General features: G+C 49.3%; 16 protein-coding genes. 10 read left to right on the top strand and 6 right to left on the bottom strand.

Annotation, left to right across the window (positions count from 1 at the left end; translation table 11 throughout):
* The first annotated feature begins 101 nt into the window (after nucleotides 1-101).
* Together HRU73_RS06875 and HRU73_RS06870 are read left to right on the top strand one after the other, a co-directional pair.
* On the top strand, nucleotides 102-389 hold the full coding sequence (locus tag HRU73_RS06875) for a CopG family ribbon-helix-helix protein (RefSeq protein ID WP_287398225.1): 288 nt from the start codon (nucleotides 102-104) through the stop codon (nucleotides 387-389).
* Nucleotides 386-676: a type II toxin-antitoxin system RelE/ParE family toxin gene (locus HRU73_RS06870; RefSeq protein ID WP_287398224.1), complete on the top strand. Its 291-nt coding sequence runs from the start codon at nucleotides 386-388 to the stop codon at nucleotides 674-676. Before HRU73_RS06875 ends, HRU73_RS06870 begins: the two co-directional genes overlap by 4 nt.
* Before the next feature lie 54 nt (nucleotides 677-730).
* Here the strand turns inward: HRU73_RS06870 and HRU73_RS06865 are convergent, their stop codons facing one another.
* Together HRU73_RS06865 and HRU73_RS06860 are read right to left on the bottom strand one after the other, a co-directional pair.
* On the bottom strand, nucleotides 731-1,147 hold the full coding sequence (locus HRU73_RS06865; RefSeq protein ID WP_287398222.1) for a type II toxin-antitoxin system VapC family toxin: 417 nt from the start codon (nucleotides 1,145-1,147) through the stop codon (nucleotides 731-733).
* Nucleotides 1,144-1,422 (bottom strand): hypothetical protein, encoded by a 279-nt coding sequence (locus HRU73_RS06860; protein ID WP_287398221.1) that lies wholly within the window; start codon nucleotides 1,420-1,422, stop codon nucleotides 1,144-1,146. The genes HRU73_RS06865 and HRU73_RS06860 overlap by 4 nt, the downstream gene beginning before the upstream one ends.
* Before the next feature lie 388 nt (nucleotides 1,423-1,810).
* On the opposite strand from HRU73_RS06860, the gene HRU73_RS06855 reads away from it, so the two are divergent.
* The 7 genes from HRU73_RS06855 to HRU73_RS06825 all read left to right on the top strand — a co-directional run bounded on the left by HRU73_RS06855 (nucleotide 1,811) and on the right by HRU73_RS06825 (nucleotide 11,639).
* Nucleotides 1,811-2,314 (top strand): RNA polymerase sigma factor, encoded by a 504-nt coding sequence (locus tag HRU73_RS06855; RefSeq protein ID WP_041356469.1) that lies wholly within the window; start codon nucleotides 1,811-1,813, stop codon nucleotides 2,312-2,314.
* Complete coding sequence (locus tag HRU73_RS06850) at nucleotides 2,314-3,243, top strand: FecR family protein (protein ID WP_287398220.1); 930 nt, start codon at nucleotides 2,314-2,316, stop codon at nucleotides 3,241-3,243. Before HRU73_RS06855 ends, HRU73_RS06850 begins: the two co-directional genes overlap by 1 nt.
* Before the next feature lie 216 nt (nucleotides 3,244-3,459).
* Nucleotides 3,460-5,811 carry a TonB-dependent siderophore receptor gene (locus HRU73_RS06845; RefSeq protein WP_287398219.1) on the top strand — a complete coding sequence of 784 codons (2,352 nt, stop codon included), beginning with the start codon at nucleotides 3,460-3,462 and terminating at the stop codon, nucleotides 5,809-5,811.
* A gap of 93 nt (nucleotides 5,812-5,904) precedes the next feature.
* Nucleotides 5,905-6,600, top strand: coding sequence for an RNA polymerase sigma factor (locus tag HRU73_RS06840; protein ID WP_281871200.1), 696 nt, complete (start codon nucleotides 5,905-5,907; stop codon nucleotides 6,598-6,600).
* A gap of 99 nt (nucleotides 6,601-6,699) precedes the next feature.
* Complete coding sequence (locus tag HRU73_RS06835; protein ID WP_287398217.1) at nucleotides 6,700-7,731, top strand: FecR family protein; 1,032 nt, start codon at nucleotides 6,700-6,702, stop codon at nucleotides 7,729-7,731.
* Between the two features lie 628 nt (nucleotides 7,732-8,359).
* Entirely contained in the window at nucleotides 8,360-10,279 is a 1,920-nt protein-coding gene (locus HRU73_RS06830; RefSeq protein ID WP_287398216.1) for a TonB-dependent siderophore receptor, read from the top strand.
* Between the two features lie 151 nt (nucleotides 10,280-10,430).
* Nucleotides 10,431-11,639 carry a PepSY-associated TM helix domain-containing protein gene (locus HRU73_RS06825; RefSeq protein WP_287398215.1) on the top strand — a complete coding sequence of 403 codons (1,209 nt, stop codon included), beginning with the start codon at nucleotides 10,431-10,433 and terminating at the stop codon, nucleotides 11,637-11,639.
* Nucleotides 11,640-11,756: 117 nt separating this feature from the next.
* Here HRU73_RS06825 and HRU73_RS06820 read toward each other — a convergent pair whose 3' ends face one another.
* Nucleotides 11,757-12,092: a hypothetical protein gene (locus HRU73_RS06820; protein ID WP_287398214.1), complete on the bottom strand. Its 336-nt coding sequence runs from the start codon at nucleotides 12,090-12,092 to the stop codon at nucleotides 11,757-11,759.
* Here HRU73_RS06820 and HRU73_RS06815 point away from each other — a divergent pair.
* On the top strand, nucleotides 12,032-12,409 hold the full coding sequence (locus HRU73_RS06815) for a TonB-dependent receptor domain-containing protein (protein WP_353765128.1): 378 nt from the start codon (nucleotides 12,032-12,034) through the stop codon (nucleotides 12,407-12,409). The genes HRU73_RS06820 and HRU73_RS06815 overlap by 61 nt on opposite strands.
* Nucleotides 12,410-12,458: 49 nt before the next feature.
* Here the strand turns inward: HRU73_RS06815 and HRU73_RS06810 are convergent, their stop codons facing one another.
* The 3 genes from HRU73_RS06810 to HRU73_RS06800 form a co-directional block, all read right to left on the bottom strand.
* Nucleotides 12,459-12,881 (bottom strand): type II toxin-antitoxin system VapC family toxin, encoded by a 423-nt coding sequence (locus HRU73_RS06810; protein WP_287398213.1) that lies wholly within the window; start codon nucleotides 12,879-12,881, stop codon nucleotides 12,459-12,461.
* Nucleotides 12,878-13,093: an AbrB/MazE/SpoVT family DNA-binding domain-containing protein gene (locus tag HRU73_RS06805; protein ID WP_287398212.1), complete on the bottom strand. Its 216-nt coding sequence runs from the start codon at nucleotides 13,091-13,093 to the stop codon at nucleotides 12,878-12,880. The genes HRU73_RS06810 and HRU73_RS06805 overlap by 4 nt, the downstream gene beginning before the upstream one ends.
* Before the next feature lie 431 nt (nucleotides 13,094-13,524).
* The gene (locus HRU73_RS06800; RefSeq protein WP_287398211.1) at nucleotides 13,525-16,263 is read right to left on the bottom strand and encodes a multicopper oxidase domain-containing protein; all 2,739 of its coding nucleotides are present in this window, start codon (nucleotides 16,261-16,263) and stop codon (nucleotides 13,525-13,527) included.
* Between the last annotated feature and the right edge of the window lie 20 nt (nucleotides 16,264-16,283).

Below are 16,283 nucleotides of genomic sequence, written 5' to 3'. Positions count from 1 at the left end.
ATGAGCTGGAACGATCTTTTCTTTTTGGCGCATTTTGCCTTTGAGTGTGCCTGGTAATGTGTTACAACGTAATTCTTGTTTAACACATGGAGGATGTGCAGATGTCAGAATCCACCTTTACTTTCCGGGTTGATGAAGATCTGAAAACCGAGTTCTCAGCGGCTGCCAAAGACTGTGACCGTAGCGGTGCGCAACTGTTGCGCGACTACATGCGCGAGTTTGTAAAGATGCGGCGTGAAGTGGCCGAGCATGACGCATGGTTCCGTAAACAGGTGCAAATTGGCCTGGACTCGGCTAATACTGGCAACCTGGTTCCGGGAGATGAGGTAGAGGCCGAGTTTGCGGCCAGGCGGGCAGCCACACGTCGCAGGCTTAAAGCTTCAGAATGATGAAATTGTTCTGGACACCAGAAGCGTTACGAGATCGCGATGCAATCTATGACTACATCGAAGTCGACAATCCGCGCGCCGCTCTGGCGCTTGATGAGCTTTTTTCAGAGAAGGCGCAGCGTTTGCCTGATCATCCCGCCCTGGGTCATCCGGGCCGTGTGGCTGGTACCCGTGAGCTAATTGCCCATCAGAATTACATCATCATTTATGATGTGACGGGCGAACTGGTGCGGGTGTTGCGTGTGCTTCACGCGGCACGGCAATGGCCTCCTTCAGAAAACGATTGATTTGTGTCGCCAGCACAGTGATATCTTTGTGGGACTTGGGGAGCTTAATCAAGCTTACTCAAAAGTAAAGGGGTCAAGTATTGAAATACCAATTTTTGGCATGTCGGCAACATTCCGCGTTACCAGGGTAAGTCTGTACACCTGTGCGGTAGCGGCCAGAAGGCTGTCCACGGTCGGTCTCGGATTGGGGGAATTCAAGCACCCCCATTGATCGGCGACTGCTTGGTCGACGGGCAGGATGCGGCCAGAAAAGCCCGCTATCAGGGCATCGAGCCATTGTTCCAGGCGAGCGGCCTTAGTGGGGGCGCGTAAACGTGCCAGTTCGATGCCTTTACGAATCTGGCCGGTTACCAATACACTCAGGAACAGGTCGTCATCAGACGTCTGTCCCCACCATTTGGCGACATGTGGATCACAGCGTTTGCCTTTACGCACTTCGGCGATGATGTTGGTATCGATGAGATAACTCATAACTCAACGTTGCGGCCCAAGTCTGGATTACGGGTCAAATCAATACCATCCAGAGGAGCTGCTGCCAGCAATTCTTTCAACCCGAGGTGTTGAGTGCCTACCAACCGCTGTAACTGGATACGCAACCTTGAAGCGGCTTCGCCGCGCAGTAATTGGGCAGTGCTGCGGATCAGTTCGGCATCTTGCATCGGTACCTGTACCTCGATGCGTGCAAGACCTTGCTCTTTGAGACGTTTACGGTGTGCTGCGATGGTTTTGTGGTTACTGATTGTCATAGCAGGTAGCCTCCTGAGTATTTCCGGAAATAATTCTGGAAATATAGCTGAAAAATTAGCCCATCGCCAATTGTCCTGACAAAACAATGTATTGACGAAAGCCCGAAGGCAGATCCGCATGGTTTTGCATGCCGAGCGGGTTATTTCATTGAGTGAAGTGAATCTGCAAGTCCCGATATCGGGTTGAATATCAACCTCACAGGTTAGTACATGCTGTTCAGTACTCAACATTTTATGCTGGCTGGTATCATCCTGGTTACCATCCAGGAAAATGCCGCAGACATAAGGTGATCATCAGGTGCGACATTATGTCGCATTCCAAACAGTTTTTCTGTCCCGCATAATTCCCCTGCATCGGGCATATAGCCGCACATCGCCACTATCTACCATGAATCCCAGCGTAATTCTTGCCAACCTTTACCTGCGCCATTTCAGCGAGTTACGTGCTTTCCTGTTCAGGCATACGGGTTGCAGAGAAATTGCGGCAGAGCTGACCCAGGAAACCTTTATCCGCATTATGGGTTACCAGACTGATACATCGATACAGAACGCGCGTGCCTTGCTGTACCGTATCGCGGGTAATCTGGCGATCGATCATCATCGTACCTGTGTGAAATTTCCAGAAAGCGTTTCTATCGATGATCTTCCGCAACATGAATTGCCCGCGACTGAATTGACCGACCCCGCCCGGCTGGTAGCTGCACGCCAGCTACTGGAAAAACTGTGTATCGCGATTGATGCACTACCGCCACAATGTCATCGTGCTTTCGTACTGCATAAATTTGACGGCTATTCACATGCGGAAATCGCCGAAAAACTGGGAATCACCCGCAATGCCGTCGAAAAACTATTGATTCGCGCACTCATCCGGTTACGCCAGGTGCTTGTGTAATGGAGCAGGATCAACAGGCAGGGCACCCCTCTGAAGAAAACGCATTAACTGAACAGGCAGCCGCCTGGTTCTTGCGTATGCAGCAAAGCGATGCCAATGATGTCGAGCAAAAAGCATTTGAAGCCTGGCTTGCAGAAAATGAAGCACATCGCACCGAATATCAGCAGTATGTCCAGCTCTGGCAGACCCTTGACCACCTGGAGCAGAAACCCCGGAAAAAATCCCGTTCAACGGTTACATGGATCGTTACATTGGCGATTCTGTTCGGCTCCCTGCACTGGCTTACCCGCCATGAAGAAATGATCACGACTGCAATCGGAGAGCATCAGCAGATCATTCTGGCTGATGGTACGACGATCGATATCAATACTGATTCGACACTGCGACTGGCATTGTACGGATTCACCCGCAAAGTAACACTGGAACGCGGTGAAGCATTATTCAGGATCGGCGATGAGCGCCTCCGGTCTTTCGAAGTGCATGCAGGTAACGGTATCCTGCGCGATATTGGTACTGAATTTAACGTTATCAAAGAAGAAGGTAACGTTACTGTTGCGGTGCTTGAAGGCGCAGTCGAGGTCGGCATCGATCATCAGAACGATACTGTCCGTTTGCTGCATGGTGGAGAGCAGCTTACTTATTCAGCGCATGGTTTATCAGAAATTTCCTCGACAGATAAAGAAACGGTCACTGCCTGGCGTAAAAGCAGGCTGATTTTCCGTGAGACACCGCTGGAAGAAGTCATCCGGCAAATCAATCGTTACCACTCGCGCCCTGTCAGACTGGGGGATCCACAACTGAATACACTGAGAGTCAGCGGGGAATTCAACTCGGCTGATCGTGCAGGGTTGGTCCAGGCGCTGATCACGCTGCTTCCGCTGCGCGCCAGTGAGCTGGATAGCGTTACTCTCCTGACTTATGAGAAATAAAACAAAACGTATTCTGCTGATCTCGCAGGGATGAAGCCATCCGCAATGAGGAACGGATCAGCCTGTATAAAAATGCAAACGAACTGATCCGAAAAACAGCCTGGAAGCATAAGAATTTTTTCTGCATGTCAGGTGCCCCTTTTTATTTTCGTCTTATCAGGTAAGCCAGTCCGCTGGCATATACCGATCAAAGATAAAAATATTCAGGGATGAATCATGCAGAAAAATTTATGGGTCATAGGGCTCAGCATCATTATGTTTTCGGGATTTGCTCAAGCACAGAGCAACAAGGTGCTCAGTATCCCGGCGCAGAATCTGCCGGATGCACTGCACAGCCTGTCCAGTCAGACAGGAATCCAGATCCTGTTCACCGCCGAGCAGTTGAAAGGGTTTCAAAGTCCGGCAATCAACGGATCGATGAATACCGAACAGGCACTCATCCGTCTGCTGCAGGGAACATCGTATACCTGGCTGGCCAGCGGACAGAATACATACGTCATCAAATCAGCAGCCGAAGTGGCGACCGTCATGCCGGAAGTCCGGGTAACCGGCGCCATGAATCCGGATACACCCGGTAACCCGAGTTATACACGCACCAACGCGTCAACCGCGACCAAATACAACCTGCCGCTGATAAAAACGCCGGTTTCGGTGCAGGTGGTACCGCGTGCGGTGATGGAAGACCAACAGGCAGTTCAAGTCGAAGATGCTATCAGGAACGTCAGTGGCGTATTTCCGGGCTTTACTTTTGGAGGTTTTGCTGAAGAATTCATGATCCGAGGTTTTAATACCAATTTTGCCAATTACCGTGATGGCTTTCGGACTCAGGCTGCAAGATTGTCACTAGCCAATATTGAGCGTGTTGAAGTGGTCAAAGGCGCTGCAACCAATTTTTACGGACGAATCGAGCCGGGCGGTATGATTAATTTAATTACTAAACGGCCGCAGGCACAGCGGTATTACTCATTGAATCAGCAATTCGGTTCATTTAACCAATACCAAACCCTGGTTGACACTACCGGTGCGCTGAACGAAAGTGGCACGCTGCTTTATCGGTTAAACTTTGAATATCTCAACAAGGATTCATTTCGCGATTTTGGCTTTACCAAACGGTATTTTGTTGCGCCATCGGTGACTTGGAAAATAACACCGAATACGCAACTTGACCTGGACTTTATGTATTCAAATGAAAAATCCCTGGTTGATTATGGTCATGTCGCGCTTGGCAACCGTCCGGCCAAGCTACCGAGATCGCGATTATTAGGAGAGCCCACCGATATATCTACACACGAACTTTACAATACGTATGCGACCTTGACACATGCATTTAGTGATAGTTGGCAGATACGCGCCCGTTTTGGCCATTTCTTTAGGCATGCGATTGACGGTGAAACTTTTGGAACAAGCCTGAATGAAGCGACAGGTATATTGGAAAGAATTTTTTATGGAGGCCCTACCAGTCCGGGTAATGAACATACTTATCAAGGTACTGTTGACGTAACTGGACGGTTTTATACCGCAGGTATTGAACATAATGTTCTTGCGGGATGGGAATATAACGGCCGGTTTGGGCAATATAGAGCTATCTCCATTGATGCCAATCCGATCAATATTTTTAATCCTCAATACAATCCGGTCAATCTGGGTGGGGTAAAGGAAAATTTATTTTCTCATAGCGATAATGAGTGGAATGGCATTTATTTTCAGGACCAGATTACATTGTTTGACAAGTTGCATATCATGGGTGGTGGGCGTTATGACTGGGCTTCACAAGAAACAGGCTGGGTTTCCGGCATAGGCCAATCACTGGCAGATGCCAGAGCTGCGAGTAACAAAATCACTAATGCGCGTTTCAGCCCGCGCGCGGGGATCGTCTATCAACCATGGGAATGGCTGTCATTTTATGGCAATTATGTGCAGTCGCTGGGAACTGAGAATGCCGCATTCGGTGCTGACGGTAATGTACTCAAGCCGCAAATCGGTGAACAATTCGAAGGCGGATTCAAGACCTCGTTCTTTGAGGGGCGGCTCAATTCAAATGTTGCCTATTATCGTCTGACCAAACAGAACCTGGCATTCCGAGTACCCGGGCAACCGTACTCGACCCCTATCGGCCAGGCACGCAGCCAGGGCGTGGAAGTGGATATTTCAGGACAGATCATACAAGGGCTGAATCTGATCCTGACCTATGCCTATACCGATGCTGAAGTGTTGGAAGGTGCCAATAAAGGTAACCGGTTGTGGAATGTGCCCAAACACGCCGGCAGTTTGTGGGCGCGTTACGATATGCAATATGAACCATTGCGCGGACTGAGCATAGGGGCTGGCATCTATGCTCAGGATAAACGACCGGGCGATCCTGCCAATACCTATTTTCTGCCGGCACAGGCACGTGTCGATGCGATGGTGCGTTACCGTCCGCCGGTGATGCATTCGCGCCTGAGTCTGCAGCTCAATATCTACAACCTCGCTGACAGCACACTGTATGGCGGTACCCTGGGTGATCGTTTCTCTGTGAATGTCGATGTCCCGCGTACCTTTGTCGGTTCGATCCGCTATGAGATGTAATGATCTGGAAGGCTGGCGGGATTCTGAATCTGTGAGCGAAATGATATCCCATCGATAGGGACGTTTTATCCATCTTCATTACATCATCTGGTGATGCAGCCATCATTCGCGCGGCGCAGCCAACTGCCGATGATGGCTGTTCTTCATCGCTCATCCGATATCATCGCTGCGACAATTTGTCGCATTCTCATTCCTCAGTTTTATAGTGATAATACCGTACCGATCAACGGTAATTATTCCTGTATTTTCTTGCTGTCATACATGTTTCCACTGGATTCTCCTCTTCTGGCAGACCTTTACAAAAAATATCGATCACGCCTCATAAGCAGAATTGCACGTTTGACTGGCTGCCGTGAAACTGCTGCCGATCTGGCGCAGGATGCCTACATGCGGTTGCTCGACCAGACCGGTGTGGCATGTCCTTCCAATCCTGCGGCTTATCTGTTCCGGATTGGACGTAATCTGGCTATCGATCATCAACGCAGACCGGATTTTCGGCAGCATGACGAAACTTCGTTCGAGGAAGAGTTACCTTCTTCTTTTTCCGGGCCGGATCAGCAGGCGGTCTATCGCCAGGAATGCGAACAGTTATGGACGGCAATCATGGAATTGCCTCGTCCGGTCAGTCGCGCATTGGTACTCAGTGTAATCGAAGGGGTCAGCCAGGCTGCCATTGCTGAAGAGCTTGGCGTAACCGAACGTACCGTACGCCGGTATATCAGCAAGGGGATGGCACATTGCCAGCGGCGTCTGCGTAACCCGTTACCACCAGCACGTTACGACCGCTGAGTGTCTGCAGCTGGCTTCTGCGAACAATTCTCCGAATCTGCGGTTTCCAGGATAAATGGACATCGAAACTGGCTCGGGAATATATCCCGCAGCGCTTTCATGTTAACCTCGCCGCATGTTTTTCTGCTGACTGATTCATATCAGATGTACCCCGATGATGATCGTAACCATTCCGGAAAAGAAGCCCTGGATTGGTTCGTGCGTATGCAGAGCGATTCCGTTACTGAGGCGGAACGGGCAGCTTTCATCGCCTGGCGTGATGCCAAACCGGAAAATGCACAAGCTTACGCTGATGCCGAGCTTCTGAGCCACAAACTGGCGGCACTGAAAGGCCATTCGGCCTATCATATTCCCCGGCTCACTCCCGATCAGAAGCCTTCGCTCATGACGATGCAGTCCTTCAACCGGATTGCATTATTCCTGCTCATTATTTTTTCAAGTGCCGGCTTGTGGTGGCAAACCGGGATTGTCAGCGATGAATATGTCACGTCTGCTGGTGAACAACGCCATATCCCTCTTGAGGATGGCAGCAAACTTGAGCTGAATACCGCTTCGCACGCAGATGTACGCTATACCCGCCTGGAACGTATCGTTACCTTATACAGCGGGAAGGCCTATTTTGACATTGCCGATGAGAATTACCGGCGATTTGTTGTATTGGCTGGCGGCCTGCAGGTACGGGATATCGGGACACGTTTCATCGTTCGCCATGACAATGAACAAGTCACGGTGACAGTGCTGGAAGGTGAAGTCGAGTTGACCCGGCCTGCATTGTCAGATCGCAGTGGAGAGCTGCCGGCTACCCTGACATTGCTGGCGGGTCAGCAAAGCCATTACCGGAATGAAGTGATTACGCCCGCAATCCCGATCGATTCGGTTGCCGCAGCTGCCTGGCGGGAGGGAAAGCTGATATTCAAGGCCACGCCGCTGCGTGAAGTTGTGCAGGAACTGGCACGTTACCACCCATTGCGCTTTGTCATACATGATCCGGCACTGGCTGATGAAACAGTCACCGGCAGCTTTCATATCGGGGAATTATCGTCTTTCTTGCGTGCACTTGAACAAGTACTGCAAATTCAAATCGATACCCGCAACCCGGATATCGCATCCATTCAACGCAGAAAAAACTGAATCACGTCATCCCGTGAAACATCGACAACCACGGAATTCTGTCACGATCAGCTTCTGAAATAATTGTCCGGTTTATTCCGCTATTTCGTCATAAACGATAGCTAACCCAAAAAGCAGAAAAATCGTTTAACGAAATAAAGGGAACCTCATGCCGCACATTACAGGGAAATTCAGGCTGTGCTGGCCTGGGATCATACTGTCATTTCTGATCATGATCACCAGTGCACAGGCAAGCAATACCTTCTTCGAATTTGATCTGCCGTCCCAACCACTGACTCAGTCTCTGGAGCAATTTCAGAAGACAACCGGCATCAACATCGTATATGCACCCAAAGAGCTCGCAAACTATTACAGTCCAGCCATACAGGGGCAATATACCCCTCGACAGGCCATACAAATACTACTGGCTGAGCATCGGCTGAATGCCGAATTCATCAGTGATTCGATGATTGCGGTAAAGTCGGCATCAGCCGTACAGCAACTGCCGGAAATGACAGTAACGGGTACTTCTGATCCGGATTCACCGGACAACAGAAGTTACAACCATTCCAGTGCTTTCTCGGCAACCAAGACCGATACGCCGATCATGGAAACACCGATGTCGATCCAGGTCATTCCGAAGGCGCTCATGGAGGATCAGCAAGCCATTCAACTCAAAGACGCTTTAAAGAATGTCAGTGGTGTATTTACGGGTAATCAGAGCGGAGAATACGGCTATGATAAGTTTTTCATCCGCGGTTTTCCCAACGCAGGCTCGACACAGATTTACAGAGACGGTTTGCTGTTGCCTCGCTCCAATAACGATACCTTCAATATTGAGCAAATAGAAATACTGAAAGGCCCGGCGGCAGTTCTTTACGGCCGCGTCGAACCGGGTGGCCTGATCAATACCGTTTCCAAGAAACCTTTGGACACGCCCTATTATTCATTACAACAGCAGTTTGGCTCGTTCGACCATTACCGCACGATGGCGGATGCCACAGGACCGATCACTTCTGACAAGTCTCTGCTATATCGCCTCAACATTGCCTATCAGAACACCGGTACTTTTGTCGATCTGGTCGACAATGAACGTATTTTGGTTGCACCTTCGTTGCAATGGAAACCCGGCGATCGTGATGTCCTCAATTTTCGGCTCGAATATCAGAACGACAATGGGCGCTATTACGACGGCATTCCAGCCGTCGGGCGACGACCGGCCGATATCCCGATTTCGACTTTTTTAGGTTGGGGGGGTGACAATGAATATCAGAAACAACAGCGAATCGTTACGGGTTACGACTGGACACATCACTTTAACGGCGATTGGAAAATCACCAATCGGTTCAGCTATACCAATTTGAATTATAAATTTATCAATACCTATTATGGCGACAGCCTGGCGGACGATAATCGAACATTTACCCGAGCCAATTATCATTACCCGTCAGATAAAACCGACGCTTATGCAACAAATTTGGATTTAACAGGCCGATTCACGACTTACGGCATTTCACACAAAGTGCTTCTAGGCTTCGATTATTACCGGAAGGACACTCACGCCATAGGGTACTGTTGTGACGCGCTGAATGGATTTATCCCAACAGTTGATATTTATAACCCGATTCATGCGGATGTTCGTGTACCGCTTCAAAATGAACTGAACGACTATCGTCGATCTTCGCAATACTGGTACGGGCTATATTTTCAGGATCAAGTGACTTTCTTTGACAAATTGCACTTGCTATTCGGTGGTAGACAAGATTGGGCGACGGATACCAGAGCATCGGCTTCGAGCGCTGCATCCTATGCATTGGCGCAGGATAAAGTATTTAGTGATAGTAAATTTACACCCAGAGCCGGCATTCTTTACCAGATTCAACCTTCACTTTCAATCTACGGTAATTACGTAGAATCTTTCGGCGTTAACAACGGACGGGGTTTTAACAATGAACCACTCAAGCCGCAGACGGCGACGCAATATGAAGCAGGAGTAAAAAAGGAGTGGATGGATGGCAAATTCATTACGACACTCGCTTATTATGATTTAACCAAAAAAAACATAACAACAACTGATCCATTACACCCGCAATTTGTTATTCCTGTTGGTGAAGCAAGGAGTCGGGGAGTGGAATTCGATATTTCCGGCCGTATCACCGAGAACTTGAGCGTTATCGGCAGTTATAGTTACACCGATACGGAAATCACCAAAGACAATCGAGGAAATCAAGGCCACAAACTACCTAATGTACCCAAGCATGCCGGGAGCTTATGGGGGAAATATGATGTTACCCAAGGCTTGCTGAGAGGGCTGAATATAGGTTCCGGTGTTTTTCTGATAGGCAAGCGCGAAGGTGACAATGCAAACTCGTTCGAGTTGCCGGGTTATGTGCGCTGGGATGCATTGGTGGGTTATAGATGGCGTACCAGCAAAACTGAACTGTTTTTACAACTCAACGTGAACAATATTCTGGATAAAACCTATTACGATGCTTCACCGGCCGGCGCAACTAACATTTATCCAGGCATTCCGCGCACTTTTTTAGGTTCAATAAAAATTGCCCTGTAGCGCATAGGTTGAGATGACGAAGGAATTCCAACCTATGCTGTTAAGCGGTACATGGATGATTGAGCTTTGGCATTTCAGCGCGATCTGTTTTATGAATTTATCCAGACACTCTGTTATTCCGGCCTGCTGGATTCAATGATGGACTGCAATCATGAAATTTACTGGTAAGCGGCTAACTCAACTTAAAGATCGCCGTAAATTTTGGCTCGATATCCATTTATGGTTGGGTTTGGTACTAGGGTTTTTATTGGCGATCTACGGTGTCACGGGCAGTATTCTGGTCTTTCATGCCGAAATCGATGAGCTTTTGAACCCCAAGCTGCTAACCGTCGTTCGACCAACAGGCGGTGCAGTGTACAAACCGTTAGCTGATATTTTTGAGATCGGTAAATCCGCTGTACCGGAAGGTGCCAAGCATACTTTTGCAACTTATCCCCGCAACGACAATGCTGCTTTTCGGTTGAATTATTCGGTGTCATCCATTGGCGGAAAAACCGAAAGCTGGCAGGTTTATGTTGATCCCTATTCTTTAAAAGTTCTTGGCAAGCGTCTGATGAAAACCTCTGACAGCTTATTTCCCCTTACTTTTATCGGTTTTGTATTCGAATTGCATTATGCCTTATTGATAGAGGGGGAGTTGAGCACCGTAATAGTCGGCCTTTCCGCTGCTTTGTTGATTATTTCAGTGCTGACTGGCTTGATTGTCTGGTGGCCGTTGACCGGAAAGTGGCAACAGGCTTTAATGATCAAGCGCAAGGCCAGTGGTGAACGGTTGAATTATGATTTGCATAAAACAGCTGGTTTTTACAGTACATTGATTTTACTGCCGGTATTGTTTTCCGGTATTTACATGGTCTTGCCACACAACGTAGTGCCGGTATTGGAAGTGTTTTCTCCGGTAACTTACCGCTATTGGTTTCGCTCCACGCCCATGCCGGGAAAACAGTCGATCAGTATGGCCGAAGCCATCGCACGCGCCGGTCAGCTTTATCCAAAGGGCCGTCCGCACTGGATTTACGGTGCTTATGGTGCTACCGAACAAACGGCGACTTACACTGTGTGCAAGGATGATGTCGACCGTCCTGGAAGCTGGTTGCAACGGGTATGCGTCGTCATGGATCGTTATTCCGGCAAGGTGCTTGATGTTGATGATCCTGCTCTTCCAAATGCTACGGCGGGCGAAGTATTCACGCATTGGCAATGGCCTTTGCATTCTGGCCAAGGGTTTGGCATGACGGGGCGTATATTGGTATTTTTGACAGGGTTAGCCTGTCCTGTACTGTTTGTGACTGGGGTGATTCGTTGGCTGCATAAGAGAAATGCTACGTCCGTACGGCGACTAAACAATCACCGGCTTTAGCCGGTGGTTGTTTAGTTAGCGGGAGTGCTTTGATCTGTAAGAAGGGAAGTTACAGTGTGAGACAGGTCGGGAGTGTGCTACTTGCTCCCGGCCTGTAGTGCTCAGTTCATCAGAGGGTTACTGAACCGGATTACGTTGCTGATCAGTGAGACCGGCTGACCATTGAGAGTTGAGATTTTGTACCCAGCCGTTATAGACGTTGGGTAACGCCACTATTCCCTGGCCGCCAAAACCCGCCAGACTGCTGATCTTGTCGTCCTTTGGCACACGATGATCGGCCACCAGCGTAACAGCACCGGCAATTTCAGCATCACTCAGATCACCATCACCGTTTGGATCTGGATCGACTACGATCAGCCGATTGGAGAATTTGTTGGTGATATAGGCGTAGTATCCTCCACCTTCTTTGGCTCCGAAATTGGCCCCATGGCAACCGCTTATTTTTAGCGGCAAAGCATACTGGTAGCTTATGGAGTACTTATATTTTTCAAAATGAGCTGTTGCGCGGACTGAAACCGGGCGGCGGTATTATCAGTGTTGGAAAGCGCCAGGGTGATGCAGCCAATACCTATCAGTTGCCTGCGTATGTAATTGGTAATCTCATGGCGAGTTACCAGATGAAAGTAGGTGCCACACTCGTGACTGCTCAGCTCAACGTGAACAATATTTCTAATGAAAAGTATTTTGTTGGCACAAACAGCGGGGTTTTTATTACGCCCGGTGCACCCCGGACTTTTTTGGGTTCATTGCGGATTGAGTTTGAGTATTAGTATTTCGGAAGAGCCGGGTAAGGTGGGCATTGCCCACCTTACCCGGGATTTATATCGGCAACATTCCGGGCAGTTGCTGTGCTGCCATGTCGAAGGTATAGATGCCAATCAGCGGTGTTGATCTGGTTTTTGCTGTGAACCTGGCTTTTCTGGCAATCAGGGCATCTGAAAAATCAGCCTGTTTGCCATTAATGGCATCGGCTTTCCGGTAGTCGTTCAACGCTTGCCAAACAGCTTGGTTGTTTTCAAAGCAAATACCCGATTCTTCAAGTAATGCCTTTACAACATGGATCAATTCAGGTTTACCAAGCTGATATTTTTTACCTTTCAGCGTCCAGATCGTCTCAACCAGGACTATATCGGGGATAAGGACGATTGCGTGTGAGGCAATCAATTGTGCAGCTTTAGGGGACTGATCCGGATCGTCCTGCAATAAATACCGCAACAGGACATTGGTATCGAGCGCAATCATACGATAGCGCTCTGCCGGGATTCCTCGTCACTGATATCAGATTTCGGTTTAACGTCACGTAATAAGCCATACGCACTGCCCGGCATTTTTTTCACAAGAGTCAAGTGCCCATCGTAAATGAAAATCTCGACTTCGTCTCCGGGTTGAATACCCAATGCCTGACATTGATCAACCGGCAAGGTGATCTGCCGTTTTGCACTGACTTTGCTCATTCTCTTTACCAATTAAAAAAAGTAAAGACTATAGTGATGGTAAAAGATTGTCAATCCTGTTCATTGCTCAGAATTGTTCCGGCAGGGCATACATGAAAAACAGCTTGTAAGGCGGGCACCGTATGGCCAGAACTGCGTGGCGGATATTACCCACCTATTCGCTATGCCGGTGAGTGGGAAGAACAACATTAAAGTTGATGGCAGGAACAGAAATTCCACCAGGGTTTTAAGCTGGCTACCTTACTGGCCGGAAACTGGCTGATCTGGAAAATAGTTGAAAACTGGCGTATCTCTGATCGGGACGGGTTTCTGTGTCGATGAACCCGAGGTCGGGATTGCGTGCAATACGAACGAACAGAAGGGTTACAGTGCGAGACAGGCCGGGAGTGTGCTACTTGCTCCCAGCCTGGAGTGCTCAGTTCATCAGAGGGTTACTGAACCGGATTACGTTGCTGATCAGTGAGACCGGCTGACCATTGAGAGTTGAGATTTTGTACCCAGCCGTTATAGACGTTGGGTAACGCCACTATTCCCTGGCCGCCAAAACCCGCCAGACTGCTGATCTTGTCGTCCTTTGGCACACGGTGATCGGCCACCAGCGTAACAGCACCGGCAATTTCAGCATCACTCAGATCACCATCACCGTTTGGATCCGGATCGACTACGATCAGCCGATTGGAGAATTTGTTGGTGATATAGGCGTAGTATCCTCCACCTTTTTTTGCTCCGAAATTGGCCCCATGGCAACCGGGATCGCACGGCAATGACTTGACGATGCTGTCCGTTCTCGTATCGATCACGACAATCTGACCCCCATAAGAAGCCGTTACCATGACTTTGCCATCAGGTGATACTGGTGACTGGATCGGCAATATTCCGATTGGCCCGTTGATTGCACCGGAAATCGGATCGTAATGCTCGATCAGATTGATGTTTTTGATGAAGTTGCCGTCCCCATCCATGACACTGACGCTGTGATGCAGTAAGTTGGCCGCGTATACCTTGCTGGAATCCGGCAGCATACCGATTGCAATCGGATGCGCGCCTGGCCGTCCTTCGCCGGTAGCCGTCCTGGCAACGATTTTGCCATCCTCGACATCATAGAAGCCCGCATCATGAGTATTGATATTGGGTGTGATGATGCGTTTGCCGTCTGCTGAAATCCAGTGACCGTGAGGGTTACCAGGTGCCTGTCCATGACTCTGTGTCAGTAAGGCATAGTTCACCTTGGTTGTGCCAGCCGGAATGATAACGATGTCATTCTCACCGTTGATGGCCACGGTAATATCATCCGTGTCAGGCAGTGTCATGACATGAGAAGGTGAATCACCCACCTGGACGTTACTGGCCAGTTTGCCCGTTTTCTGTTTGATCGCGGTCAGTTTGTTGTCGAACCACTGAGTGGTATAGACAATCGAATGATCGCGATTAGGCCACATGTTGTGCGGATTGTTCATATTGATTTGTGGCAGGGCAATTTTTCGCTTGAGCGTCCAGTTACTGGTGTCAACTACAGTGATGGTACCTGGCTTGGTTTTGCCGGCAGTTTTCTCGAACTGGGTATCGACCCAGACTTCCCCTATACCTGGTACCGCTGGACTAGGTAAGGGTGACAGGCTGATATCGTTACCATAACGCGCATTCAACACAGCTGGCAGTGAAACTTTACCGATATCCACGATGACATCCACATTCGGATAAGCGATCTTCCAGGGATTGGGAGAAGTAAAGTCCTGCCAGTTCTTTGGTACGGTTGTCACAAAGAAGGTATGCAGTAAACGTGTGGCGAGATCACTGCTGGTCGGTAAATTTTTGACCCCTGAAATCAGATCGATGGTGTTGCCCAGATCCAGACCGTCTGTTGCCGGATCATCGACAATCACAGCGGCAAACATGAAGGGATGGATCTTGCAGGTGAACACGTACAGACCAGGTACGTTGAGTTTGAGGATGGCGCCACCCCGGTAAGCCTTGGTTTCATCGAACGGAATCATGAAATGATCACCGCCATGGTCGTTATGTCCGGCTTCGCTTGGCCACAACAGACTGGTGATGGTGTGCACACCTGCAGTATCCGACATGACGAAGTGAACACTGCTGCCCGGAGGGATGATTTCCAGTGATTTGGTATGGGTCACCGGGCTCAGTGCATCACCGCGAGCACTTCTGAACCAGCCGGCAGGTTCATCACTTACGATAAATGTGACCAGTCCGGGCTGATCGCTATCATTGAGAAAAATGGCTCCGCTGGGAGATGCACCAACGATACTGTCTGCAGACTGTCCTGAGTCACGGGCAACCACATGAATGCGGCTGTTCATCCCGGATTGCATGTGCGATATCAGATGGCAGTGAAGTTGCCAGACACCCGGGCCGACACCGGTTCCAGCCTTGATGGTGAAGACATGGCTGTTGTTCAGGTCATCCAGGATATGGGTATCGATGATATGGGGTGCTTTCTGAGTACTGCCGGGTTCGATCCAGCGGTGTGCATGCAGATGGAAAGTATGTCCAGGGCCTACTGCGAGTACATGGAAACGGAGGAGATCGTCCTGATAGGCACCCAGATCAGGATTGGCCCACAGAGGCTGCTGATTGCCATTACGACTGATCTCGGTTCCCCAAAAAGTGGAGCCGACCATGAACAGCACGAATTCCTTGCTCAGTTGAGAGCGTTTGGTGGAAACGATAGTGCCATCGCCATCCACATAACTTTGAACATGGCCATTCGATTCATCGACCACGATCGCACCGAATAAGCCCAGCATCGGTGCTTTCTCGTCATGGTAAGCAAAAGTACCGGCTTTTCTGGCATTCAGCCGGTAGCTTTTTGTTTGTCCCGGAGCAGCCAGGGCACTATTACCCGTTGAAAGACCGGGGGCAGTGAAATTGACCGGGGACTGAGTATTGTTGGTAAGTTGAACATTGATTTTATCCCCTGTTTTGATGAACAGTGTCGGGCCGGGAATAGTGGCCTCGGTTGCATAGCCTGGTACGGTACCGTTACTGCTGGTGTGGCTGAGCAATTTATAGGCGGGTTGGCCGTTTGGCAAGGTTTCAGCCGATAGTACGACGTTGTGGGTCGCTGCCATCGACCAGGAGGGAAACAGGCAGGCAGCAACGAATGCAACCAGCGTTGCTGCAAATTGTATAAAAGTGTTGGATCTCATTTTTTTTCCTTGATTTGAGA

Source organism: Nitrosomonas sp. H1_AOB3 (assembly GCF_015709435.1).
Taxonomy (GTDB): domain Bacteria; phylum Pseudomonadota; class Gammaproteobacteria; order Burkholderiales; family Nitrosomonadaceae; genus Nitrosomonas; species Nitrosomonas europaea.
The sequence above is the reverse complement of the archived record's forward strand: the minus strand, read 5'-3'. Positions and strand labels throughout refer to the sequence as shown.